This window comes from Micrococcus lylae NBRC 15355, assembly GCF_001570885.1.
GTDB lineage: Bacteria > Actinomycetota > Actinomycetes > Actinomycetales > Micrococcaceae > Micrococcus > Micrococcus lylae.
On record NZ_BCSN01000022.1, the window covers coordinates 18,645 to 41,625 of the forward strand.

Below are 22,981 nucleotides of genomic sequence, written 5' to 3' on the forward strand. Positions count from 1 at the left end.
TCCACCAGGTGCCGGGCGTCCGTGTCGACGCAGCCCCACGGGGACCTGCCACCCCGTCCGGGGCGGGTGCCATGATGGGACGCATGTCCGTGAAGGTGTTGGCCGTCGGCAAGAAGCACGAGTCCTGGGTGTCCGAGGGGATCACCCGGTATGAGAGGCGTCTGAAGAAGCCCTACGACCTCACGTGGCAGCTGCTGCCCCACTCCTCCCGGCAGGACGAGTCCGCCCGCACCGAGGAGTCCGAGCGCATCCTGGCGAAGATCACCCCGGCCGAGCACGTGGTGCTGCTGGACGAGCGCGGCAAGGGCTTCGACTCCCCCGGCCTGGCCGCGCACCTGCAGCAGCAGTTCGACGTGGGCAGGCCGGTCACGGTGGTCATCGGGGGCGCCTACGGGGTGGACGAGACGGTCCACGCCCGCGCGAACCGCGTGTGGTCCCTGTCCGGCCTGGTCTTTCCCCACCAGCTGGTCCGTCTGATCCTCGCCGAGCAGGTCTACCGCGCCCAGGAGATCTCCGCAGGACGGCCGTACCACCATGTCTGAGCCCCAGGCCGAGGCCGTCCTCGGCCGGTTCACCGCCCACACCCGCACCTGGTTCACCGGCGCCTTCGCCGCCCCCACCGCCGCGCAGCTCGGCGCCTGGGAGGCGGTGTCCTCCGGCCGCAACGCCCTGGTGATCGCCCCGACCGGCTCCGGCAAGACCCTCTCCGCCTTCCTCTGGGCCCTGGACGGCTTCCTCCGCGAGCCCGTGGCGGAGGGGGACGCGGCGCCCACCAAGGTCCTCTACATCTCTCCGCTGAAGGCGCTCGGCGTGGACGTGGAGCGGAATCTGCGCGCCCCGCTGATCGGCATCACGCAGACCGCCCGCAACGCCGGTCAGGAGGTTCCGGACATCCGGGTGGGCGTGCGCTCCGGGGACACCCCGGCCGCCGAGCGTCGACGCCTGGTGCAGGACCCGCCGGAGATCCTCATCACCACCCCGGAGTCGTTGTATCTGATGCTCACCTCGCGTGCCCGCTCGGCGCTGGCGGGGGTGCGCACGGTGATCGTGGACGAGGTCCACGCGGTGGCCGGCACCAAGCGCGGCGCCCACCTGGCCCTGTCCCTCGAGCGCCTGGACGCGATGCTGGACAAGCCCGTCCAGCGCATCGGCCTGTCCGCCACGGTGGAACCGGCCTCCGAGGTCGCCCGGTTTCTCGGCGGCGTCCAGCCGGTGGACGTGGTGCGTCCGGTCTCCGAGAAGCGCTGGGACCTCACCGTGACCGTGCCGGTGCCGGACATGACGGACCTGTCCCTGCCGCCGCAGCCGGGCACCGCCCCGGGAGGGGCGGCGGGCGCCCCGGATGCGCTCGGCGGGCCGGCCGGCACTGCCGGAGCGGGGGCCCCCGAGCCCCTCGGCGGCTCGATCTGGCCGCATGTGGAGGAGCGGATCGTGGATCTGGTGTCCCGGCGGCGCTCCACCCTGGTCTTCGCGAACTCCCGCCGCCTGGCCGAGCGCCTCACCGGACGGCTCAACGAGATCTGGGAAGCACGCCAGGAGGCGGCCAGGACCCAGGCGGAGGCGGGTGCCGTCGTCGGGGATGAGGGGGACGACGACGGCCCCTCACCCCGGCCCGCCGACCGCGCCCCCGTCCGCCTCGGGGACGTCCTGACCGAGGCGACCGGGCTGGGCCCGGCGACCACGAGGCCCGCACCCGCGCAGCTGATGGGCGGCGCCGGCGCGGACTCCGGGACGGTCTCGGACTTCGCCCGTGCGCACCACGGCTCGGTGTCCAAGGAGCAGCGGGCGATCGTGGAGGAGGCGCTGAAGACCGGACGGATCCGGTGCGTGGTGGCCACCAGCTCGCTGGAGCTGGGCATCGACATGGGCGCGGTGGACCAGGTGATCCAGGTGGAGTCGCCGCCGTCCGTGGCCTCTGGGCTGCAGCGCGTGGGCCGTGCCGGACACCAGGTGGGCGAGGTCTCCCGCGGCGTGTTCTTCCCCAAGCACCGCGGGGACCTGGTGGACACCGCGGTGGTGACGGAGCGGATGCGGGCCGGGCGGATCGAGGCGCTGCGGATCCCGGCGAACCCGCTGGACATCCTGGCCCAGCACACCGTGTCCGCCGTGGCGGTGCAGGACCTGGAGGCCGAGGAGTGGTTCGACCTGGTGCGCCGGGCCGCACCGTTCGCCACACTGCCGCACGCGGCGTTCGCCTCCGTGCTGGACCTGCTGGCCGGCAAGTACCCCTCGGACGAGTTCGCCGAGCTGCGCCCGCGCATCCTGTGGGACCGGGAGGCCGGCACGCTGACCGCCCGCCCGGGGGCGCAGCGGCTGGCCGTGACCTCCGGCGGCACCATCCCGGACCGCGGCCTGTTCGGGGTGTTCCTGGCCTCGGACGGCGGGTCCGAGTCCGGGGCCCCCGGCGCGGCCGACGGGGACACCGGCGAGTCCGCTTCCGGCCGCGGTGACGCCGGTTCCGCCCGCTCCGGCGGGCGGCGCGTGGGCGAGCTCGACGAGGAGATGGTCTACGAGTCCCGTGTGGGGGACGTGATCCTGCTGGGGGCGACCAGCTGGCGGATCGTGGACATCACCGCGGACCGGGTGCTCGTGCTGCCGGCCTACGGCGAGCCCGGGCGGCTGCCGTTCTGGCGCGGCGACGCCGCCGGGCGTCCGGCCGAGCTCGGCGAGGCGGTGGGCGCCTTCCGCCGTGCCGTGGACGCGGACCCGGAGACCGCCGGGACGCGCCTGGCCGAGGCCGGTCTGGACGACTGGGCGCAGGAGAACCTGCTGACCTACCTGCGTGAGCAGCGCGAGGCCACCGGACAGCTGCCCACGGAGAAGACACTGGCGGTGGAGCGGTTCACGGACGAGCTGGGCGACTGGCGGATCGTGCTCCACTCCCCCTTCGGCATGGCCGTGCACGCCCCCTGGGCACTGGCGGTGGGCGCACGCCTGCACCAGCGGTTCGGGATCGAGACGAGCTCCGGCGCCGCCATGGCCGCGGACGACGGGATCGTGCTGCGCCTGCCGCTCATGGACGGGGACCCGCCCGGCGCGGAGCTGTTCGAGTTCACGGCAGAGGAGCTGGAGGAGATCGTCACCGCAGAGGTCGGCGGCTCGGCGCTGTTCGCCGCGCGGTTCCGGGAGAACGCCGCCCGCGCCCTGCTGCTGCCGCGCCAGAACCCCGGCAAACGGACCCCGCTGTGGCAGCAGCGGCAGCGGTCGGCGCAGCTGCTGGACGTGGCCCGCAAGCACCCGGACTTCCCGGTGATCCTGGAGACCGTTCGCGAGGTGCTGCAGGACGTCTACGACCTGCCGGCGCTGAAGGACGTGGCCGGTCGGATCGCCGACCGCTCGGTGCGCTTGGTGGAGGTGACCACGCCGAGCCCGTCTCCGTTCGCGCAGTCCCTGCTGTTCGGCTACGTGGCGCAGTTCATCTACGAGGGCGACTCGCCCCTGGCCGAGCGGCGGGCCGCCGCCCTGTCCCTGGACCCGGCCCTGCTCAACGAGCTGCTCGGCACCGCCCAGCTGCGCGAGCTGCTGGACGCGGACGTCATCGACGCCGTGGAGCGGGACCTGCAGCGGCTCTCCCCGGACAGGCGCGTGCGCGGGCTCGAGGGCGTGGCGGACCTGCTGCGGCTGGTCGGCCCGCTGAGCCCGGCCGAGGCCGCCGCGCGGCTGCGGCCGGAGGGAGAGGAGCCCGCCCCATCGGAGGGTGAGGAGGCCGCCTCGGCGCCGGAGGGTGAGGAGGCCGTCTCGGCGCCGGAGGAGGGCCACGACGACGGGCGCCCACCCGAGCCCGCCGCCTCGCCGGAGGCGGGGGCCAGGTCGGAGGACGGCCGTGGAGCGGCCTCCCCGGAGACCGCTCTGGCCCACCTGGACGAGCTGACCCGCACCGGGCGCGCGTTCCGGTTCCGGCACGGCGGGGTGGAGCGCTTCGCCGCGGTGGAGGACGCCGCCCGCCTGCGCGACGCCCTGGGCGTGCCCCTGCCGATGGGCGTGCCGGTGGCGTTCCTGGACCCGGTGGAGGACCCGCTCGGGGACCTCGTCTCCCGGTACGCCCGCACGCATGGCCCGTTCACGGCGGACGAGGCGGCGTTCGCGCTTGGCCTCGGGGCGGCTGTGGTGGTGCCGGTGCTGCAGCGACTGGCCTCCGAGCGCCGTGTGGCCCAGGGCGCCTTCCGGCCGGAGGGCACCCCCGGGGCCGCCGGCCCGGACGCCGAGTGGTGCGACGCCGAGGTGCTGCGGCGGATCCGCAGGCGTTCCCTCGCCGCGCTGCGCGCCGAGGTCGAGCCGGTGGACCAGGCCGCATACGCCCGGTTCCTCGCGGACTGGCAGCACCTGCGGGCCAGGCCCGGCCGGGCCGGCACCGCCACCCTCGAGGGCGTGGACGGGGTGGCCGTGGTGCTGGACCAGCTGGCCGGCATGCCCCTGCCGGCGAGCGCCTGGGAGTCCCACGTGCTGCCGGCCCGCGTCCGCGACTACACGCCGAGCATGCTGGACGAGCTGCTCTCCACCGGCGAATACGTGTGGTCCGGGGTGGCCCCCGGCACCGGCAACGACGGCTGGGTCGCCCTGCACCCCGCCGACGCCGCGGACCTGACCCTGCGCCTGCCCGAGCCGGAGGACGGGGCCGTGGGCGCAGGCGGGCCCGCGGACGGCTCCGGCGGCGGTGTCCGGTCCACCGGAGAGACGCCTGCGGCAGCGCCCGAGCACACCGCCCTGCAGGCCGCCGTCCTCGAGGTCCTCTCCGGCGGCGGCGCCTGGTTCTTCGGCCCGCTCGTCGAGCGCGTGCGCGCCGCCCGCCCGGCCGCGAACGGCCCCGACGTCCTCGACGCCCTCTGGCAGCTCGTCTGGTCCGGGAAGGTCGGCAACGACACCTTCGCGCCCGTCCGCGGCCTGCTGTCGGCGGGCAAGACGGCGCACCGCACCGGTCGGCAGACGCCCCGGGCCCGCACCGCCCGCCTCGGCGGGGGCCTCGGTCCCACCGGCACGGGCGGCCGCAGGCTGTCCGGACGCCTGGCCGGGGTGCGCGGGCGTGGCCGGTACGCGGGGCTCGCCGGCGTCCGCGGACGGTCCGAGGACCTCTCCCCCGGGCTGGCGGGGATGTCCGCGGCCCAGACCGCGCGGGCGGCCGGCCGCTGGTCCCTGCTCATGGCCCCGGAGCCGGACCCGACCCTGCGCGCCCACGCCACCGCCGAGCTGCTGCTGGACCGCTACGGCGTGATCACCTGCGGTTCCGTGGTGGCCGAGGAGGTCCCCGGCGGCTTCGCCGGTCAGTACCGGCTGCTCACCCGCATGGAGGAGGCCGCGCAGGTGCGGCGTGGCCACTTCGTGGACCGCCTCGGCGGCGCCCAGTTCTCCACCGGCGCGGTGGTGGACCGGCTCCGTCAGTTCCAGAAGGACGGCGACGGCCCCTCCCCCGCGTCGGACGACGTCGCCTCAGGCGAGGTGTCGCAGCTCGGTGACGCCGGTGCCGATACCTGGGCAGGCTCCTGGGGTGCGGGCGAGGTGAGCCCGCTGGGACCGTCGCGGGCCGCGGCGGGTGCGGGGCCGTCGTCGGGAAGCGGGCGCAGGACGCAGGAGCGTGGCCCGGCCGCGTGGGCGCTGGCGGCGACCGACCCGGCCAACCCCTACGGTGCGGCCCTGGACTGGCCGGCCGTGCCCGCCGGGCCGGACGGGGTGCCGCCCACCGGACAGCGGCCGGGACGCAAGGCGGGGGCGATCGTGGTGCTCGTCGAGGGCGCGCTGGCGCTCTACGTGGAGCGCGGCGGACGGACGCTGCTGGCTTTCTCGGATGATCGGGCGGCGTTGCAGGCGGCCGCGGGGGCGCTCGTGCACGCGCTGCGGCAGGCAAAGACCGAGAAGCTGGCGCTGGAGAAGCTCAACGGCGGGCCGCTGCTGGGCACCCCGCTGGCCGAGGCGATGCTGGCCGCCGGGTTCTACTCGAGCCCGTCGGGGCTGCGGTACCGGGGGTGAGCCTGCCCCATGCGGAAGCCTTCGATCCGAAACAGAGCACTCCTGGCAGGCTCTAGATCGGAACGAAGGCGTAGGCGCCGGAACGCCCCACTCCCGGACACCCTCGATCCGAAACAGAGCACTCCCGGACACCCTCGATCCGAAACAGAGCGCTCCTGGCAGGCTCTGGATCGGAACGAAGGCGTAGGCGCCGGGACGCCCCACTCCCGGACACCCTCGATCCGAAACAGAGCGCTCCTGGCAGGCTCTGGATCGGAACGAGGGGTACATCCGGCAGGCTCTGGGTCGGAACGAGGGGTTCATCGCAGCGGTAGCCTCGGCCCCATGCCCGAAGGCGATTCCCTCTTCCGCCTGGCGCACCGGCTGCGGCCGCTGCTGGCCGGCCGCGCGCTCACCCGCGCCGAGCTGCGCGTGCCCGCCCACGCCACCGCGGACCTGACCGGGTGGACGGTCGCCGCCGTGGAGCCCCGCGCGAAGTACCTGCTGATCCGCCTCACCCCGCCGGCCGACCGCGCCGCCGAGGCCGCCGAGCCGCTCACCCTCCTGAGCCACCTGAAGATGGAGGGACGCTGGATCGCCACCGCCCTGACCGACCGCTGGCCCGCTCCCGGCTGGCAGATCCGCGCACTCCTGGAGACGGCCGAGCACCGGTTCGTCGGGGCCCAGCTGGGCCTGCTGGAGCTGATCCGCACCGCAGACGAGCAGCAGCGCCTCGGCTTCCTCGGCCCGGACCTGCTGGACCCGGCCTGGGACGTCCCACCCGGCCCGGACGGCCTGCGCCCCGCCGACCTCCTCCTCACCGAGTCCGTCGCCCGCCTCACCGCGGACCCCGCCCGGCCCGTGGGGCTGGCGCTGCTGGACCAGCGCCTGGTCTCCGGCATCGGCAACATCTACCGATGCGAGTCGCTGCTGCTGGCCAGGATCGACCCGCACCGCCCGATCGGCGAGGTCCAGGACGTGCCAGGACTGATCGAACTGAACCGCAGACTGCTGCAGGCGAACTGCCCGCCGTACGCACCGTCGTCGTCACGCCCTCGGCGGACCACCGGGGTCAGGCCGAACCCGGCCGCCCCCTTCGGAGTGGAGGTGCTCCTGGGCTCCCCGCCAGCGCCGCGCACCCCCAACTACTGGGTCTACGGGCGCGAGCGGCAGGGGTGCCTGCGCTGCCGCGGACCGGTCGCCCGGGAGGAGTTCGGCTCCCCGGAGGACGACTCCCGCCGCCTGTTCTGGTGCCGCACCTGCCAGCGATGAAGTGCGGGCGCAGATGTAGCCCCACCCACGGCCGGGGTCTGGGAGGATGGACACCGTGCCCCTTCCCTCTCCGCTGCCCGTCCGCCAGGGCGTCAACGCCACGCGCCTGCGCCTGCCCATGACGGGCCCGGAGGCGGCCGGCACCGTGCAGGAGCATCTGGTCTCCCGCTTCGGCCACGTGGACCCGGACGGCATCCGCGGCCGCTTCGCCCGCGGCGAGGTGGTGGCCGCGGACGGCACAGCGCTGACCGCCGCCACGCCCCTCGGCGTCCACGAGTTCATCTGGTACTACCGGGACCTGCCGCAGGAGGAGCCGCTGCCGGTGCGGCACCGGCTCCTGCACCGGGACGAACACCTCGTGGTGATCGACAAGCCGCACTTTCTGCCCACCACCCCCGGTGGCCGCTTCATCCAGGAGACCGCCCTGGTGCGCCTGCGCAACGAGCTCGGCCTGGACGACCTGGTCCCCCTGCACCGCCTGGACCGCGCCACCGCCGGCGTGGTCATGTTCTCCGCGAACCCCGCCACCCGCGGCGCCTACCACCTGCTCTTCGAGCGCCGCCGCGCCCGCAAGGTCTACGAGGCCGTGTCCGCGCTGCCGCCCGGCACCCTGGACCGCCTTCCCGACGACGGCCCCCTCCCCTCGGCCTCGACCCTCGCCTCCGGCGGGGCCGCACCGCGGCAGGACGGCGTCGGCGCCCCCGTGCTGGACCGGTTCCCCCTGACCGTCCGCTCCCGCATCCGCAAAGACAAGGGCATCCTGCGCTCCGTGGTGGAGGACGTCCCCGTCTCTGCCTCCGGCCGGGCTGCCGGTGCCGAGGTGAGGACGAAGAAGTCGAACCTCTCCCATGCCGGCGCCAACGCGGAGACCCACGTGGAGCTGCTGGCCACGGGCCGCTCGGCCGGGACGCTGGCCGGCGCCGAGGTGGCGCACTTCCGCCTGCATCCGCGCACGGGCCGCACCCACCAGCTGCGCATCCACCTGGCCGCCCTGGGCCTGGGCATCGCGTTCGACCCCTTCTACCCGGACCTGCTGGACGCCGCGCCGGACGACGTCGCCCGACCGCTGCAGCTGCTGGCCCGCGAACTGCGCTTCACGGACCCGGTGACCGGCCGGGACCGTGTCTTCACCTCCGAGTTCGAGCTGCAGGAGCGTCCCGCGTGAGCGCGCAGGAGCTGCTCGACGCCCTCGGCTGGTGGTTCCACCCGGTGACCGCCCTGCTGGTCGCCGTGGACGCCCCCTTCCCTCCGACGCCCTCAGAGCTGTTCGTGATCGGCTCCGGCGCCCTGGCCTCGGCCGGTTCCCTGTCCCCGGTGCTCTCGGTGCTGGCGGCCTGGCTGGGGTGCTGGGCCGGCGACCTCGGCCTCTATGCCCTGTTCCGCTACCGCCTGACGGACCTGCTGGACCGCTGGCGCTGGGGACGTGCCGTGCACCAGGGCATCCGCCGACTCCTGGTGAAGGCCGGCCCGGAGACCTCACTGACCGGGCTGTTCGTGCTCCGCTTCGTCTCCGGCGGCCGCACCGCCTCGGTGGCCGCGGCCGGCATCGGCGGCATCCGCTGGCGCGTGTTCCTGTGGTTCTCGGGTCTCGGTGCGTTGGTCTGGTCGGTCTACATGGTGGGCCTGGGCTGGATCACCGGGACGGCGACGGGTCTGCCGTGGTGGGCGTCGGCGCTGGTCGGCATGCTGTTGGGTACCCTTGCTGGAGCACTGATCGCAGGGATCGTGGCGCTCCGCCGCAGGTCCGGGAAGGGGTGAGCGTGGACCCGAACCGCCAGTCCGAGTCCTCTGCCGCCCTGGAGCGTCTGCGCGCCCGCCGCCGCACCTCGTCGCGCCCCGCGGCAGAGAGCGCCACGCAGGAGCCCTCCGAGGCTTCCCCGGAGTCCGCTCCGCTCCGTCTTCCCGACGACGGCTCCGTCGCCTCGTCCGCGTCCGTCGCCGACGACGCCCTGCGCCCGCAGGACGGTCAGGACAGCCCGGACGAGGAGACGCCGGCACCTCAGCAGCCGCGCCGCGCCCGTCCCCGTCGGGCCCTGGCGGCCCCCGGAGGCCTCTCCCGGAAAGAGCTCAGGCAGCACCGCCGGTACCTCTCCGGCGAGGTGATGCCCACGGACACCACGGAGACGAAGGCCCGCCGCGAGCGCCGCCGTCGGGACGTCTCGGACGTCCTCGACTCCCTCGGCAGCCCGCGCCTGAACCGCCTGGCGAAGCCTCTGGACGCCGCAGCGGCGCGCCTGTTCCCGGCCGTCCAGGACCCGGAGAAGACCAAGGCCGCCGAGGCCCGGCGTCGTGCTGCTGCCGAGAAGGCCGAGGCCCAGGCCGCCGCCCGTCGCGAGCAGGCGCGTGCCGCCGCAGCGCGCCGGGCCGAAGAGCTCGCCGCCGTCGAGGAGGCGGCCGAACGCCGGGACCTCCAGGAGCGCCACCGCCGCGAGACCGAGGCGGAGGCCCTGCGTGCGGCGGAGGAGCGCCGCCTGGAGGAGCGCCGCGCCGCGGACGACGAGCGGCGCGCCCAGCTGATGGAGCAGACCCGCCAGCGCGCGCTGGACATCGAGCGGCTGCGCCAGGCCGCGCTCGAGCGGCAGCGCCAGGCGGAGATCGACGCGGTCCTTGCCGAGAGCACGCCGCGGGCCGAGCGTGAGCCCCGCGAGCGTCGGGGCCTGTCCGAGGTGCTCGACTCCCTGGGCAGCCCGACTCTGCCGATCGAGCGGTTCACCGCCCCGCTGGCCGCGCCGGTCAGCCGCCTGATCCCGCAGGGGACCGACCCGGAGAAGCTCGCCCAAGCCGAGCAGAAGCGCCGTGCGGCCGAGGAGAGGCGCCACCAGGAGGCCGCGCGTCGGCGTGCCGACGCCGCAGAGACCGCACGCCGCCGCGCCGAGGAGTGGACCCGGCTTGAGGCCGCCGCCCGCGCCCGCGAGGACGAGGAGGAGGCGAACCGCCTGGCCGCCCTGCGCGAGCGCCAGACGGCCTCCGAGCAGCGCCGCCAGGCCCGTTGGGAGGCCGAGCAGGCCCGCCGTGCCGCGGAGCAGCAGTCGGTCCAGACCGAGGCCGAGGCCCGCGCCTCCGCGATCGAGGACGCCCGCCGGCGTCAGGCCGAGACGGAGGCCGCAGCCGCTCTCGCCGCCGCGCAGGAGGAGGAGCGCCGCCGCCAGGCCTCCCAGGAGTGGCTCGAGGAGACCGCCCGCCGGCGCCGTGCCGCCGCCGTGGCCGAGCAGCGCAAGGCCGAGCTCAAGCGCCGCCGGGAGGCGGAGGCAGAGCGTCGCAGGCGCGCCAAGAAGGACCAGAAGGCGGCCGCCGCCGCGGAGGCCGAGCGCCGCAAGAACGAGGAGGCGGCCCGCCGCGAGCGCGAGGCCGCCGCAGCCGCCGAGCGAGCCCGCATCCAGGCCGAGCGCCGCGCCCGCGAAGAGGAGTGGGAGCGTGAGCGGGACAGAAGACGTGAGGCCGAGGAGGCCGAGCGCCGCCGTCTCGCCGCGGAGGAGGCCGAGCGCCGCCGCAAGGAGCGCGAGGCCGCGGCCCGTGCGGCCGCCGAGGCGCTGGCCGCCGAGAGGGCCCGCGCCCGCCGCTGGGCGGGTGCCTACGCCGCCGCGTCCCTGGCCCGCGCCCGCGGCTGGGAGGACCGGCTGATCGCCGAGGAGGCCCGCCTCGAGGCCGAAGAGGCCGAGCGCCTCCGCCTGCACCAGGAGCGCGAGACCCGCGCCCTGCATCTCGCCGCGCACCGGCTGGACGGTTCCCTGTCCGTCCCCGGCCCGGAGGCGCGTCCGATGCTCGCGGACGTGGGCGAGCGCGTCTCGGACGACGAGCTCGTCGAGCGCGCGATGGCCGTGCTGCCCGAGTGGCGCCGCCGCGACCGGCTGGCCAACAAGGCCCGTGCCGTCGAGGCCGCCTCCGCCCGACGTCCGGACCCCGAGCAGGACGGCGAGCGTGCCCCCTACATCGCGCCGTACAACCTGCCGGTGCGGGAGCCGAAGGGCCGCGCCCATGGCGGGGACCGCGCTCGCCAGCTGTTCGTGACCGCAGCAGCGGCCGTGTTCATGCTGGCCGGGGCCTGGGGCATCGGGCTGCTCGGCCGGCTCGGCATCGATCTGCCCGGCTCCGGCGGCTACCTGACCGCCCATGACGGCCTGTACGGCATGCGCACCACCGTGCTCTCCCCGCTGTTCCTCCACGTGCTGACGTGGCCGCTGCTGTTCGCGCTGGTCGGCCTGTACGCCCTGCACCAGTGGGGCCCACGTCAGGGCTACGCCGCACGCCAGCGCGGCACCGGCTGGCTCGTGGGTCTCGCCCTGCTGTGCCTGGCCGCTTGGTTCCCCCTGACCATCCTGATGCCCGCCGGGATCTCCGTGGTGGCCTGGTTCGGAGCCCTCGTGTTCGTGGCCGCCGCGCTGCGCGGGTGCAACCTCGCCACCGCCCGCACCGCAGGGGAGCGGTTCTTCACGGACGGCACCGTGGGAGCCTTGGCCGGCTTCCTGGTGGGGTACGCCCCCACCATGGTCGCCCTGTCCCTGCACGCCTGGGGCGTGTTCGTCCCCGGCGTCCCACCGTCGGTGTGGGGCCTGGCGGGCCTGCTGGTGGCCGTGGCCGCCGCGCTGCGCCTGGCGCTGACCGAGCGTGGCCGCATGTCCGTGGCCCTGCTGTTCGCCGCCTCCATGGGGTGGCTGGCGATACCCCGGCTGCTCCCGGCACCGCTGGGCGCCCAGCAGACCGAGCTGATCGGCCTGCCCGCGATCTTCGCGGCGTTCCTGGTGATCATGGCCGCCGGCGCCCGCCGCTACCGCATCACCCAGGCCGAGAAGGAACTGCGCCGCCGCTGACGGCTCGGCGCCCTGACGCCGCAGGCCACCTCCACGGAGGCGACCGCATGACGACGGCGGCCGGCCATCCGAGACGGGCGGCCGTCGTCGGGAATCGGGCGTCAGCCCACCGGAATGAAGCGGGCGTCAGCCCACCGGAATCCAGCGCCCGCCGTCCCGGCGGAACACGTCCAGCCGGCCCGTGACGGCCACCCCTGCGACCGCCTCCGCCATGGTGACGGCGGCCTGGCGGGCCTCGGCGTCCTCGGCGCGCCGATGGGAGGCCGGCACGGTGATCCGCAGGACGATGCGCGGCACCCGGGACACCACCTCGATGTCCTTCGCCGCCACCTGGTGTGTGGCGGACAGCGCCGCCTCCGCGACGTCCATGACCTCTTCGGGCCGGTGGCCGGGCAGGAGGTCTCCGATCTGCAGGCGACAGCGGTAGGAGGGCATGACACCAGGGTAGGCGGGCAGCGAACAGCCTCCCGGCGCGCAGCCGCCCCGCCGTAGTGTGAGTCCCATGACCGCTGAGGACACCGTCACCCCGCCCACCCTGTTCGAGCCGATCGAGATCAACGGGGTGCGCCTGCGCAACCGCCTGATCCTGCCGCCGATGTGCCAGTACTCCTGCGAGGCCCGCGACGGCGTCCCCCACGGCTGGCAGTTCCAGCACCTCGCCGCACGGGCGGCCGGCGGCTTCGGCATGGTGGTGGCCGAGGCGACCGCCGTGACACCGGAGGGCCGCATCTCCCCGTGGGACACCGGCCTCTGGAACGACGAGCAGGCGCAGGCCTGGGCCCCGATCTGCGACGAGATCGCCGAGCTCGGCGCCGTGCCGGCCATCCAGCTCGGCCACGCCGGGGCGAAGGCCTCCACCGTCCCCATGCACCCGGGCGTCCCGGCCGGACAGCCGATCCTCGAGGGCCCCGACTCCTGGGAGACCCTCTCCCCCTCCGGTGTGCCCACGAACTCGATGGAGATCCGCACCCACGCGATGCAGGTGGACGAGATCCGCGAGACCGTCCAGGCCTTCGCCGACGCCGCCGAGCGCGCCGACCGCGCCGGGTTCGGTGCCGTGCAGCTGCATGCCGCCCACGGCTACCTGATCCACCAGTTCCTCTCCCCGCTGACCAACACCCGCACCGACGAGTACGGCGGGGACTACGAGGGCCGCACCCGCTTCCTCAAGGAGATCGTGGCCGCCGTGCGCGAGGTCTGGCCGGCGGACAAGATCCTCGGCATCCGCATCTCCGGATCGGACTGGCGCGAGGACGGCTGGAGCATCGAGGAGACCGTCCGCCTCGCCCAGGAGCTGCAGGGACAGGTCCACTGGTTCGACCTGTCCTCGGCCGGCATCGGCGACACCTACGAGGGCCCCAAGGGACCCGGCTACCAGGTGCCGCTGGCCACGGCTGTGAAGGAGGGCACCGAGGGGATCGTCGTCTCCGCCGTCGGCTCGCTCACCGGCGCGCAGGAGGTGGCGGACGTGGTGACCGCCGGCCGCGCCGACGCCGTCTGCGTGGGGCGCGCCGCCCTGGCGAACCCGAACTGGCCGACCGCCGCCGCCCTCGAGCTGGACGTCCCCGAGGAGCAGGTGCCGATGGCCCGGCAGTACTTCCGCGCCAAGTGGTGAGCCGCGACGGAGGCGACGTCCCCGCCGGAGGTGGGGCAGCGTCGTCGGGAAGCGCCTGTGGAGGACGGTTCGCCGGACGCGGATTCGGATACTGCGGAGGTGACCGTGTCCGGCGGTTCGGGTAGAACAGTGGCATGAGCACCGTGCGCACCCCTGACCCGAATCCGGGCTGGCTGAACGAGGAGGACCTGTACGAGGCCCGCCGTCGCCTGCCCATGGTCTACGTCGAGGCCATCCCGGTGCGCCTGGACGCCCTCGGCTACGTCACGGAGATCGGCCTGCTGTACGTGGCCGACGAGACCGGACAGTTCGAGCGCACGTTCGTCTCCGGCCGGGTCATGTACCGGGAGACCGTGCGCGGCGCCCTGATGCGCCATCTGGAGAAGGACCTCGGCCCCATGGCACTGCCGCAGCTGCCGCCGTCCCTGCAGCCGTGCGCCGTGGCCGAATACTTCCCCGCCCCGTCCGAGACCGGCCTGACGGACGACCGCCAGCACGCCGTCTCCCTGGTGTACGTGGTGCCCGTGACCGGTGAGTGCGACCCCCGGCAGGACGCGCTCGAACTGACCTGGCTCACACCGGAGGAGGCGCTCAGCGACGAGATCCAGTCCGAGTTCATCGGCGGCCGCGAGAACCTGGTCCGCCAGGCGCTCGCCCACGTGGGATGGGGCCGCTGACATGGCCACCACCGCCGGCGCCTATCTGCGTCATCTCAAGGCCCAGGACGTCAGCCCTGGCGACATGTTCCTCACCCGCCGCGGGCAGACCGCGCCGCCCGTGGCGTCCCTGCGCACCATGCGGGACGACTTCGGCACCCCGGCCCTGGTGGTGGCCACGCTCGAGGACGGCCGCGAGGTGAAGATCGCCTACGGTTCCGTCATCCGCGTGCGCACCGACCGCGCGGACCAGCAGCCGCAGCTGGACACCAGCTTCTCCGCCACGGACGCGGGGACGCCGGAGGCCCGGATCGTCGGGGTGGGCCAGCGCCACCTGGACGACGTGGAGCTCACCGCCACCTGCGCCCGGCTGTCCCACGGGCTGAACCTGCGCTCCGGCGCGCACCTCGAGGACGTCCTCGGCGTGGCCGAGCGCCTCTACCTGCTGCACGAGGACAACGAGGGCGCCCTGCAGGCCCTCGGCCTGCTGACCAACCTGCCCTGGGACGGCGCCGTGGGCCGCTGGAAGTCCATCCAGGCAGGCCTGGGCCTGGCCTCCCAGATCCTGCGTGAGGAGGGCGACCACATCACCGCCGCCAACCTCGGCAAGCGTCTGCTCGAGGCCGACGAGGTCCCCAACGAGCCCGGCCGCGCGGCCAAGGTCCTCGAGGTGCGGCAGCGCCAGCTCAACGAGCCCCAGCTCTACGACCGTGAAATCGCCCGCGCCCTGCAGACGAACGACCCGGCCGCCGAGCTGAAGTGGCGTCGCGCCCGCTGGACCACCCTGCTCTACCTGCGTGCCCGCGGCGGATCCGAGACGCTGACCGAGACGGACCTGCAGTCGCGCATCGCCCGCGAGGTCGGCACCGTGCGCGAGCTCGCCCGGGCCGCCGAGCGCCGGAAGGGCTGAGCTCGGGGCGGGCCGGCCTGCTCGCTTACTGGTCGGGGCGGGCCGGCCTGCTCGCTTACTGGTCGGGGCGGGCCGGCCTGCTCGCTTACTGGTCGGGGCGGGCCAGCCTGCTCGCTTACTGGTGAGGACACACCGGCTCGCCCCCGACTTCGACGTCGAATGACGGCGTGTCCTCACCAGTTGGCCGTCCGTCGGAGGTCACGGTCCGGCATGACGCGGGTGTGCGGGGAGGACGTTGTCGCACCGCGCGCCGGCAGGCGTTGTCCACAGATTCCTCGTGCCGCCTCCACGCCGGCGGACCGACCGGCAGGGTGAAGCCATGCCCACACCGCCGCGCCCACTGCCTCCGCACCTGGACGGAGCCGTCTTCACCATGGACGAGCTCGCCGACGTCTTCGGTGATCGGGCCCGACACAGGGTACGGGCATCGGACATCGAGCGACTCGGTCGGGCCCTGTACCGACACCGACCGAACGGTTCGGACCCCCGCGACCTCACCGGAGATGACGCCGCTCACGACCCGCTCGCGGCAGAACGCACGACCGGTCCCATACTCCCCTGGGACCGGGATGTCGCCGCGGCCCTGCAACGAGATCGCCTCGACGTGGTGGTCACGGACCTATCCGCCGCTCAGCTGCATGGGCTGCCCCTGCCACGGTGGGCCGAGCAGTCGACGGACCTGCACCTCACGACTTCGCTGGCGCATCGGGTCGATCGGCCCGGAGTGGTCACCCGCCGCCGCACGGTGGACCCCTCCCACCTCGTGATCCGGCACGGCCTGCGCTGCACCTCCCCCATCCGCACGCTGTGGGACCTCTGCGTTCCGACGTCGGGCCTGTCCCTGGAAGACCTGGTGGTGATCGCCGACTCGCTCATGCCGCAGGAGTGGGTCGAGGGGTTCGGCCTTGCTGAGGTCCGGGTCGAAAGGCGTGACCTGATCGCGGTCTTGGAGCAGATCGGTCGCTTCCGCGGAATCCGTCGGGCCCGGGAGGTGGTGGAGCTGATGCGTGAGGCCGTCGGCTCACCCCAGGAGACGCGGACCAGACTTGCACTGGTGGACGCGGGACTCCCGGCGCCGGAGGTGGCGGTCGTGCTCAAGGACGACCACGGCCGCGCCGGACCGACCGTGGACCTGGCCTACCGGCGGTGGAAGATCGTCATCCAGTACGAGGGCAAGCACCACCGCACGAAGGAACAGCAGGAGCGCGACGTCGCTCGGGACCGCTGGTGCGAGCTCCATGGCTGGCGGGTGGTGAAGGTGACGGCGGCCGACCTGAGGAACGGGCTCGAGAACGTCCTCCCCGTCATCCGGGCACGGGTCGCCGAGATGTCCTGAGCCGCCCCGGATGTGGCTTCGTCGGCCGACCCCGTTGCCTACTGGTGAGGACACACCGTCATCCTCCCCGTCAGCGCCGCACGAGAGGGTGAGTCCTCACCAGTTGGCGAGCCCAGACGGTGAGTCCTCACCAGTTGGCGAGCCCAGAGGGTGAGTCCTCACCAGTTGGCGAGAGGTCCTGGCAGGATGCGCCACATGAGGACCGTGCTGCTCGCCCTGGACAAGTTCAAGGGCTCCCTCACCGCCGCCGACGCCTGCGCCGCGCTCGCCCGCGGGCTCGACAGTGCCGCCCGGGGGCTCGACAGTGCTGCCCGCGGAACACAGGCCGCCCGGGCTGCCGAGGCCCCGGGCGCATCCGAGGCTCCGTTCTCCTCCGGCACCGGCCTGCGCGTGCTCACCGTGCCCGTGGCCGACGGCGGCGACGGCACCGTGGACGCCGCCCTCGCCGCCGGCTTCGTCCCGCTCGCGGTGGAGGTTGCCGGGCCGCTCGGCGAGCCCCGCACCGTGCGCATCGCCCGGCGGGACGGCGTGGCCGTGGTCGAGCTCGCCGAGTGCTGCGGCCTGGTGCACGTGGACGCGCCCGGCCCCGAGACCCATGCCCGCGCGAGCACCCGTGGCCTCGGCGAGGCCATCGCCGCGGCAGTCGCCGACGGCGCCCGCGAGGTGGTGGTCGGCATCGGCGGCAGCGCCTCCACGGACCTGGGCCTCGGGATGCTCGCCGCCCTCGGCGCAGACCGGAGGGACGACGACGGCCGCCCCCTTCCCGAGGGATCGGCGGCTCTGCACTCGCTCGTCTCCGCCGACATCTCGGGTGCCCGTGCTGCGCTCGCGGGGGTCACCCTGACCATCGCCTCCGACGTGACCGCGCCCCTCACCGGCCCCGACGGCGCCGCGCACGTCTTCGCCGCCCAGAAGGGAGCGCCTGAGGACTCTCTCGGACAGCTCGACGAGGACCTCGGCCACGCCGCCGCCGTGCTCCTGCGCGGCACCGTCACGGACCCACGCCGCGGCCCCCGGCGCGACGCCCTCGCCGGCTCCGAACCCTCCGGCCCTGGCCCGATGCGCTCCGGCCCTAGCCCGGTCCCTACCGTCACCGGCAAGGCGGACACCACCGACGTCTCCGGCGACCCGACCGCATCCGCCGGCGCAGGGGCCGCCGGCGGCACGGGGTTCGCCCTGATGCTGCTCGGTGCTCAGACCCGCTCCGGCGCCGAGGTCCTCCTGGGCATGGCCGACTTCGACGCCGCCGCGGCCGAGGCGGACGTGGTGATCGTGGGCGAGGGGTCCCTGGACGCACAGTCCCTGCAGGGCAAGGCCCCCGCCGTCGCCGCGGCTCGCGCCCGCTCGGTCTGGGCACAGTGCGCCTCGCCACAGAGGAAGGGGTCGTCGGTCTCGGGCTCCGAGCCGACGCAGCACCGCTTCCGCACCGTCCTGGCCGTCGCCGGGCGGGCCGACCTTCGCTCAGAGGACCTCACCGCGGCCGGCATCGACCGCGTCCTCACCCTCCGCGAGCGCGCCGCCTCGGACGAGGACAGCATCGCCCGGGCCGCTGAGCTGCTTGAAGACCTGGGCCGTCAGCTGGGGCACGAGCTGGGAGGCGACCCGGCGCGAGGACCGGACCGGCCGTCGTCGGGAAGGGCAGCTGACCGCTGACCGCTCACGACGGGCGACGGACGGCGCCCCGTGTTCACGAAGTGGTGAGGACATGCCCTCTGGCTCGCGCTTTTCGGGAGCGATGAGGGTGTGTCCTCACCAGTAGGCATCACAAGTCGGCCGGCCCGCTGTGGACCAGGTCGGGCAGCGAATTCACCTCGGACAGGGACACCGGAAGCTGACCTCTTCTCAGTGAGTGGGAAGGACAGCGGCGAGCACGTGCTGCGCCCACGCCCCCAGTAGTCTGTGGGGGTGTTTCCTCCTGCGGCACGGCCGTTCCTGCTGATCCAGACACGGCCCGAAGACGACGCCTCCGCGGCCGAGGCCGCTTCCGTCCGCCGTCTCGGCGGCTACACGGAGGACACCCTCACCGCGTTCCGCCTCGAGGAGCACGTCACCGTGCACCCCGAGCAGCCCGTGGACTGGGAGTCCCTGCTCGCCGAGCACGCAGGGGTGATCCTCTCCGGCAGCCCCTTCACCACCTCGGACCCGGAGGAGTCCAAGTCCGAGCTGCAGCACCGTGTGGAGACGGAGCTGGTGCGGATGCTCGAGGTGCTGCGCCGTGACGAGGTCCCGTTCCTGGGCTGCTGCTACGGGGTCGGCACGCTCGGCAGGCACGCCGGCGGCACGGTGGACACCGCCTACGGGGAGAAGCCCGGCCCCGTCACCGTCACCCTGACCGAGGCAGGCGCCGCCGACCCGCTGCTCGAGGGCCTGCCGGAGCAGTTCTTCGCCTACGTAGGCCACAAGGAGGGCCTGACCGTCCCCCCGGAGGGCGCCGTGGTCCTGGCGACCGGGCAGAGGTGCCCCATTCAGATGTTCCGCCTGGGCCGGCACCAGTACGCCACCCAGTTCCACCCTGAACTGGACCAGGACGGGCTGCTCGAGCGCCTGAGGATCTACGCGCACCACGGCTACATGGAGCCCCACGAGGCCGAGGACGTGTTCGCGCGCATCCGCGCCCAGCAGGCCCCGTTGCCCCCGCGGATCCTGGCGAACTTCCGCCGCATCTACGGCTGAGCCGGGCTCGCGCCCTCCGACCCACTCATATGACTGCCCGGCCGGGCCGGGGCGCCACGCCTCACACCCAGCCGCGGCGAGAGGCCTCCACCCCCAGCTGGAAGCGGCTCTCCGCACCCACGGACTTGGACAGCTCCGCCAGACGCCGCTGCACCGTGCGGCGGGACAGCCCGATGTGCCGGGCCATCGCCTCGTCCGTCAGCCCCACAGACAGCAGGGCGAGCAGGCGGCGGTCGGCCTGGTCGAGCTCCGCAGCACCCTGCCCCACCGGCACGGCGAGGTTCCACTGCTGCTCGAACAGCCGGATCAGCGCGCCCACCAGCAGCGAGCCCCGCACCAGCAGCCCCTCGCCGCCGGACCGCACATCCGTCTCCGGTCCGAGTGCCATGCCGTCCGGCGGCAGGGCGATCAGCGCAGCGAGGTCGTCGATCACGATCATCTTGAACGGCAGCCGCGGAAGCATGCGCGACTCCTCCCCCGGCGATTCGCCGATGTCCGGCCGCCCCGTCTCGTCACGGCGCACGGATTCGCCCTCGTAGATCACACGCCAGAGCACACCGCGCCCCTCCGAACGGTGCTGGGCAGACTCCGGAAGCGGACCGGCGCTGAAGTACGGCCCCCGGTCCAAGCCCCGCACCACCCGTTGTGCCTCCCCGACCAGGGCCACCGCGGCCCGGGTGACTTCGGCCGCCCCCACGAGCACCTGCAGGGACTCTGCGGTCGCGCCCGGCCTGTCCCGGTACTCGGAGACCAGCATCTCGGCGGCCGCACGCAGCCGATCCACCTCACGCTGACGGCGGCCGGCCTCGGCCTGCAGCGGATGGCGCGGCGAGAGCGGATGCACCCGCCCCTCCCTGACCCGGACGAGGCCGGCGTCGATCAGGCGGACGAGAGTGCCGTCGTCGTGCTCCTCCACCGGCACGGACGACTCGGCGAGCAGACGGCGGTAGGCGACCACGTCCCACGTCTCGAGCCCGAGAGCGGACAGGTCCGGGACGGGCCCGTCCAACTGGTGGTGCGCCTGCGGCTCTGTCACGTCTTCAGTTCCTCTCGTGCTCGGCGCCCTGTCTGGCGCATGCATGCCATGACGCCATCGCGTCACCGTGAATCCTATGTGGTGATCGTCACAACATGCTGAAGTGGGTGTCACGGCGCCTCCGCCCGTGTCACCCCACGGTGTCCGGACGCCGCCTCGCACCGTTCGATGAAGGAATTCCATGTCCCACCCCATGCAACGTCGCCGCAGGCTGCTCGGCGTGACCACCGCGGTCGCGCTCGCCCTGTCCGGCGCCACCGCGGCAGGCGCCGCCCCCGGCAACGCCCCCTCGGCCACCGAGCAGGCGGTCCACCACGTGACCGGCACCCCCGCCGAGCGCACCACGCCCGCCTCCTTCGAGGACGGCGCATACATCGTCGTCCTGGCCCAGGACCCGGTCGCCTCCTACACCGGCGGCCTGCCGGGCCTCGCAGCCACCAAGCCGGCCGCGGGCTCCGCCCAGAAGCTGGACGCCGCCAGCCCAGCCGCCAAGAAGTACGCCCAGCACCTGACCGCGGCCCAGAACTCCACCATGCAGCGTGCCGGCCTGCCGACCAGCAAGGTCCACACCCGCTACACCACAGCGCTCAACGGCTTCGCCGGCACCTTCACCGGCCGCGAGGCGGCCGCACTCGCCACCGACCCGAACGTGCTGGCCGTGGTGCCGAACGAGATCCGCCAGTTGGACACCGTCTCCTCCCCGGACGTCCTGGGCCTGCGCGGCCCGGGCGGCGTCTGGGAGGGCCTCGTCGGCGCTGACGGCGACCCGGCCGAGATCGGCAAGGGCGTCGTGGTCGGCATCGTCGACTCCGGCATCATCCCGGACAGCCCGTCCTTCACCGACGCTGGCCACCAGGCCCCGCCCGCCGACTGGAAGGGCTCCTGCCAGACCGCCGACGCGGAGATGTTCCCAGCGGACAGCTGCAACGACAAGCTCATCGGCGCGAAGTACTTCGTCAACGGCTTCGGTTCCACCCGCCTGGCGGACGACGAGTCGCTCTCTCCGTACGACGCGGGCGGACACGGCACCCACACCGCCTCCACCGCCGCCGGCAACCACGGCGTGACCGCCACGGTCGACGGCATCGAACGCGGCGAGATCTCCGGCATGGCCCCGGGCGCCCACGTGGCCGCCTACAAGGCCTGCTGGGAGGGCCTGACTTCCGGCGGCTGCTCCACCATCGACACCGTCGCCGCCATCGACGCGGCCGTGGCCGACGGCGTGGACGTCATCAACTACTCCATCTCCGGCTCCCGCACCGAGATCATGGACCCGGTCGAGCTCGCCTTCTTGAACGCCGCCTCCGCCGGTGTCTTCGTGGCGGCCTCCTCCGGCAACTCCGGACCGACCGCGTCCACCACCGCCCACGCCTCGCCGTGGATCACCACCGTGGCCGCCTCCACCCACGCCGTCTACGAGCAGACCCTCGTCACCGGCGACGGCGAGCGCTACATCGGCGCCTCGATCATGCGTCCGCTGGAAGAGGAGACCCCCATGGCGTACGCCCGGGACCTCGTCGCCGCCGGCGCCGACCCGGCCAAGGCTGCGCTCTGCATCGCGGACACCCTGGACCCCGCCAAGACCGAGGGCAAGCTCGTGGTCTGTGACCGCGGCGAGAGCGGCCGCGCCGAGAAGTCCTTCGTGGTCGAGGCCGCCGGCGGCGTCGGCATGGTGCTGGTGAACGTCTCCGAGGCCGAGGGCCTGAACGCGGACGTCCACGCCATCCCGACCGTTCACCTGCCGTCCTCCGATCGCGAGGCCGTGGTGGCCTACGCCTCTTCCGAGGGCGCCACCGGCAGGATCCTGGGCACCAACACCGGCTCCGCCACCCAGACCCCGCTGGTCGCCGCCTTCTCCTCGCGCGGCCCGTCTCTGGCAGCCGAGTCAGATCTGCTGAAGCCGGACATCTCCGCTCCGGGCGTGGACGTGCTCGCCGCGTACTCCCCGAACCGGGGCGGCGAGGACTTCGCCTACTCCTCCGGCACCTCCATGTCCTCCCCGCACATCGCCGGCCTCGCCGCGCTGGTGAAGCAGGGGCGGCCAGACTTCAGCCCCATGCAGATCAAGTCCGCGATGATGACAACCGCGGGCGACCACGCTGAGGAGACCTCGCCGTTCGCCGAGGGCGCCGGCTTCGTGGATCCGACCCGCATGATGAACCCGGGCCTGACCTTCGACTCAGACCGCGGCGACTGGTACGACTTCCTGGCCGGCCAGGGCGTCGTCTACTCAGACACCGGCAACCCGGTCTCCGACACCCCGATCGACGCCTCGGACCTGAACGTCCCGTCCCTTGCCATCGGTGAACTCTTCGGCACCCAGACGGTCAAGCGCACCCTGACCGCCGTCGACGGCGGCGGCACCTGGACCGCGAGCGTCGAGGGCGCCTCCGGCCTGGACGTGTCCGTGTCCCCGGCCTCCTTCACCGTGGCCAACGCCCAAGCGCAGGACGTACAGGTCACCGTCGCCGCCGGCTCCGCCGCCCCCGGCAAGTGGGCCGCCGCCCGCATCGTGTGGACCAGCTCGGACGGCCAGACCGTACGCATGCCGGTCGTCGCGCAGCCGGGCGTCGCCGACGCACCGGACCTCATCGAGGGCCACACCACCGACGAGACCCTGGACCTGCCGGTCCTCTCCGGCGTCAACGGTACCCTCGAGACCCGCGTGCGCGGCCTGGTCCGCGTGGACGAGAGCACCGGCGAGGCACCTGAGCAGGCCCTGTTCGACGCCCACG

The 22,981-nt window shown here is 74.0% G+C and carries 15 protein-coding genes; 13 read left to right on the forward strand and 2 right to left on the reverse strand.

All coding sequences use genetic code 11. The annotated features are described in order from the left end of the window. The first annotated feature begins 83 nt into the window (after positions 1-83). From MLY01S_RS06230 to MLY01S_RS06255, 6 genes are all read left to right on the forward strand, one after another. A complete protein-coding gene (locus MLY01S_RS06230; RefSeq protein ID WP_174520640.1) occupies positions 84-542 on the forward strand; it encodes a 23S rRNA (pseudouridine(1915)-N(3))-methyltransferase RlmH in 459 nt (152 codons plus the stop codon). Next, positions 535-5,961: an Lhr family ATP-dependent helicase gene (locus MLY01S_RS06235; RefSeq protein ID WP_067190340.1), complete on the forward strand. Its 5,427-nt coding sequence runs from the start codon at positions 535-537 to the stop codon at positions 5,959-5,961. The genes MLY01S_RS06230 and MLY01S_RS06235 overlap by 8 nt, the downstream gene beginning before the upstream one ends. A gap of 324 nt (positions 5,962-6,285) precedes the next feature. Further along, complete coding sequence (locus MLY01S_RS06240; protein WP_067190342.1) at positions 6,286-7,212, forward strand: DNA-formamidopyrimidine glycosylase family protein; 927 nt, start codon at positions 6,286-6,288, stop codon at positions 7,210-7,212. Positions 7,213-7,267: 55 nt separating this feature from the next. After that, complete coding sequence (locus tag MLY01S_RS06245; protein ID WP_067190344.1) at positions 7,268-8,377, forward strand: pseudouridine synthase; 1,110 nt, start codon at positions 7,268-7,270, stop codon at positions 8,375-8,377. Continuing rightward, positions 8,374-8,970: a DedA family protein gene (locus tag MLY01S_RS06250; protein WP_067190346.1), complete on the forward strand. Its 597-nt coding sequence runs from the start codon at positions 8,374-8,376 to the stop codon at positions 8,968-8,970. The genes MLY01S_RS06245 and MLY01S_RS06250 overlap by 4 nt, the downstream gene beginning before the upstream one ends. A 2-nt stretch (positions 8,971-8,972) precedes the next feature. Further along, the gene (locus MLY01S_RS06255) at positions 8,973-12,020 is read left to right on the forward strand and encodes a TspO-related membrane protein (protein WP_067190348.1); all 3,048 of its coding nucleotides are present in this window, start codon (positions 8,973-8,975) and stop codon (positions 12,018-12,020) included. A 126-nt stretch (positions 12,021-12,146) separates the two neighbouring features. On the opposite strand, the gene MLY01S_RS06260 is transcribed toward MLY01S_RS06255, so the two are convergent. Beyond that, positions 12,147-12,455, reverse strand: a complete 309-nt coding sequence (locus MLY01S_RS06260; protein ID WP_067190350.1) for a hypothetical protein — start codon at positions 12,453-12,455, stop codon at positions 12,147-12,149. A 67-nt stretch (positions 12,456-12,522) separates the two neighbouring features. On the opposite strand from MLY01S_RS06260, the gene MLY01S_RS06265 reads away from it, so the two are divergent. The 6 genes from MLY01S_RS06265 to MLY01S_RS06290 all read left to right on the forward strand — a co-directional run bounded on the left by MLY01S_RS06265 (position 12,523) and on the right by MLY01S_RS06290 (position 19,210). After that, the gene (locus MLY01S_RS06265; RefSeq protein WP_067190352.1) at positions 12,523-13,635 is read left to right on the forward strand and encodes an NADH:flavin oxidoreductase/NADH oxidase; all 1,113 of its coding nucleotides are present in this window, start codon (positions 12,523-12,525) and stop codon (positions 13,633-13,635) included. Between the two features lie 134 nt (positions 13,636-13,769). Then, entirely contained in the window at positions 13,770-14,312 is a 543-nt protein-coding gene (locus tag MLY01S_RS06270; protein ID WP_067190354.1) for an NUDIX hydrolase family protein, read from the forward strand. A 1-nt stretch (position 14,313) separates the two neighbouring features. Further along, positions 14,314-15,201, forward strand: a complete 888-nt coding sequence (locus tag MLY01S_RS06275; protein ID WP_067190356.1) for a DUF6707 family protein — start codon at positions 14,314-14,316, stop codon at positions 15,199-15,201. Between the two features lie 319 nt (positions 15,202-15,520). Beyond that, positions 15,521-16,537, forward strand: a complete 1,017-nt coding sequence (locus MLY01S_RS12080; RefSeq protein WP_082739790.1) for a DUF559 domain-containing protein — start codon at positions 15,521-15,523, stop codon at positions 16,535-16,537. Between the two features lie 195 nt (positions 16,538-16,732). Further along, positions 16,733-18,190 carry a glycerate kinase family protein gene (locus MLY01S_RS06285; protein ID WP_067190360.1) on the forward strand — a complete coding sequence of 486 codons (1,458 nt, stop codon included), beginning with the start codon at positions 16,733-16,735 and terminating at the stop codon, positions 18,188-18,190. 252 nt (positions 18,191-18,442) lie between these two features. Further along, entirely contained in the window at positions 18,443-19,210 is a 768-nt protein-coding gene (locus MLY01S_RS06290; protein WP_070638078.1) for a glutamine amidotransferase, read from the forward strand. Between the two features lie 61 nt (positions 19,211-19,271). Here MLY01S_RS06290 and MLY01S_RS06295 read toward each other — a convergent pair whose 3' ends face one another. Then, the gene (locus MLY01S_RS06295) at positions 19,272-20,246 is read right to left on the reverse strand and encodes a helix-turn-helix transcriptional regulator (protein ID WP_245232157.1); all 975 of its coding nucleotides are present in this window, start codon (positions 20,244-20,246) and stop codon (positions 19,272-19,274) included. Between the two features lie 181 nt (positions 20,247-20,427). On the opposite strand from MLY01S_RS06295, the gene MLY01S_RS06300 reads away from it, so the two are divergent. After that, positions 20,428-22,981 (forward strand): S8 family peptidase (locus tag MLY01S_RS06300; RefSeq protein WP_067190364.1); only part of this gene is annotated, 2,554 nt, incomplete at its 3' end.

Excerpts from the sequence above, each read along its gene's own strand:
- MLY01S_RS06230 (WP_174520640.1), top strand. The coding sequence starts at position 84 with ATGTCCGTGAAGGTGTTGGCCGTCGGCAAGAAGCACGAGTCCTGGGTG.
- MLY01S_RS06235 (WP_067190340.1), top strand. The coding sequence starts at position 535 with ATGTCTGAGCCCCAGGCCGAGGCCGTCCTCGGCCGGTTCACCGCCCAC.
- MLY01S_RS06240 (WP_067190342.1), top strand. The coding sequence starts at position 6,286 with ATGCCCGAAGGCGATTCCCTCTTCCGCCTGGCGCACCGGCTGCGGCCG.
- MLY01S_RS06260 (WP_067190350.1), bottom strand. The coding sequence starts at position 12,455 with ATGCCCTCCTACCGCTGTCGCCTGCAGATCGGAGACCTCCTGCCCGGC.
- MLY01S_RS06265 (WP_067190352.1), top strand. The coding sequence starts at position 12,523 with ATGACCGCTGAGGACACCGTCACCCCGCCCACCCTGTTCGAGCCGATC.
- MLY01S_RS06270 (WP_067190354.1), top strand. The coding sequence starts at position 13,770 with ATGAGCACCGTGCGCACCCCTGACCCGAATCCGGGCTGGCTGAACGAG.
- MLY01S_RS06275 (WP_067190356.1), top strand. The coding sequence starts at position 14,314 with ATGGCCACCACCGCCGGCGCCTATCTGCGTCATCTCAAGGCCCAGGAC.
- MLY01S_RS12080 (WP_082739790.1), top strand. The coding sequence starts at position 15,521 with ATGCCCACACCGCCGCGCCCACTGCCTCCGCACCTGGACGGAGCCGTC.
- MLY01S_RS06285 (WP_067190360.1), top strand. The coding sequence starts at position 16,733 with ATGAGGACCGTGCTGCTCGCCCTGGACAAGTTCAAGGGCTCCCTCACC.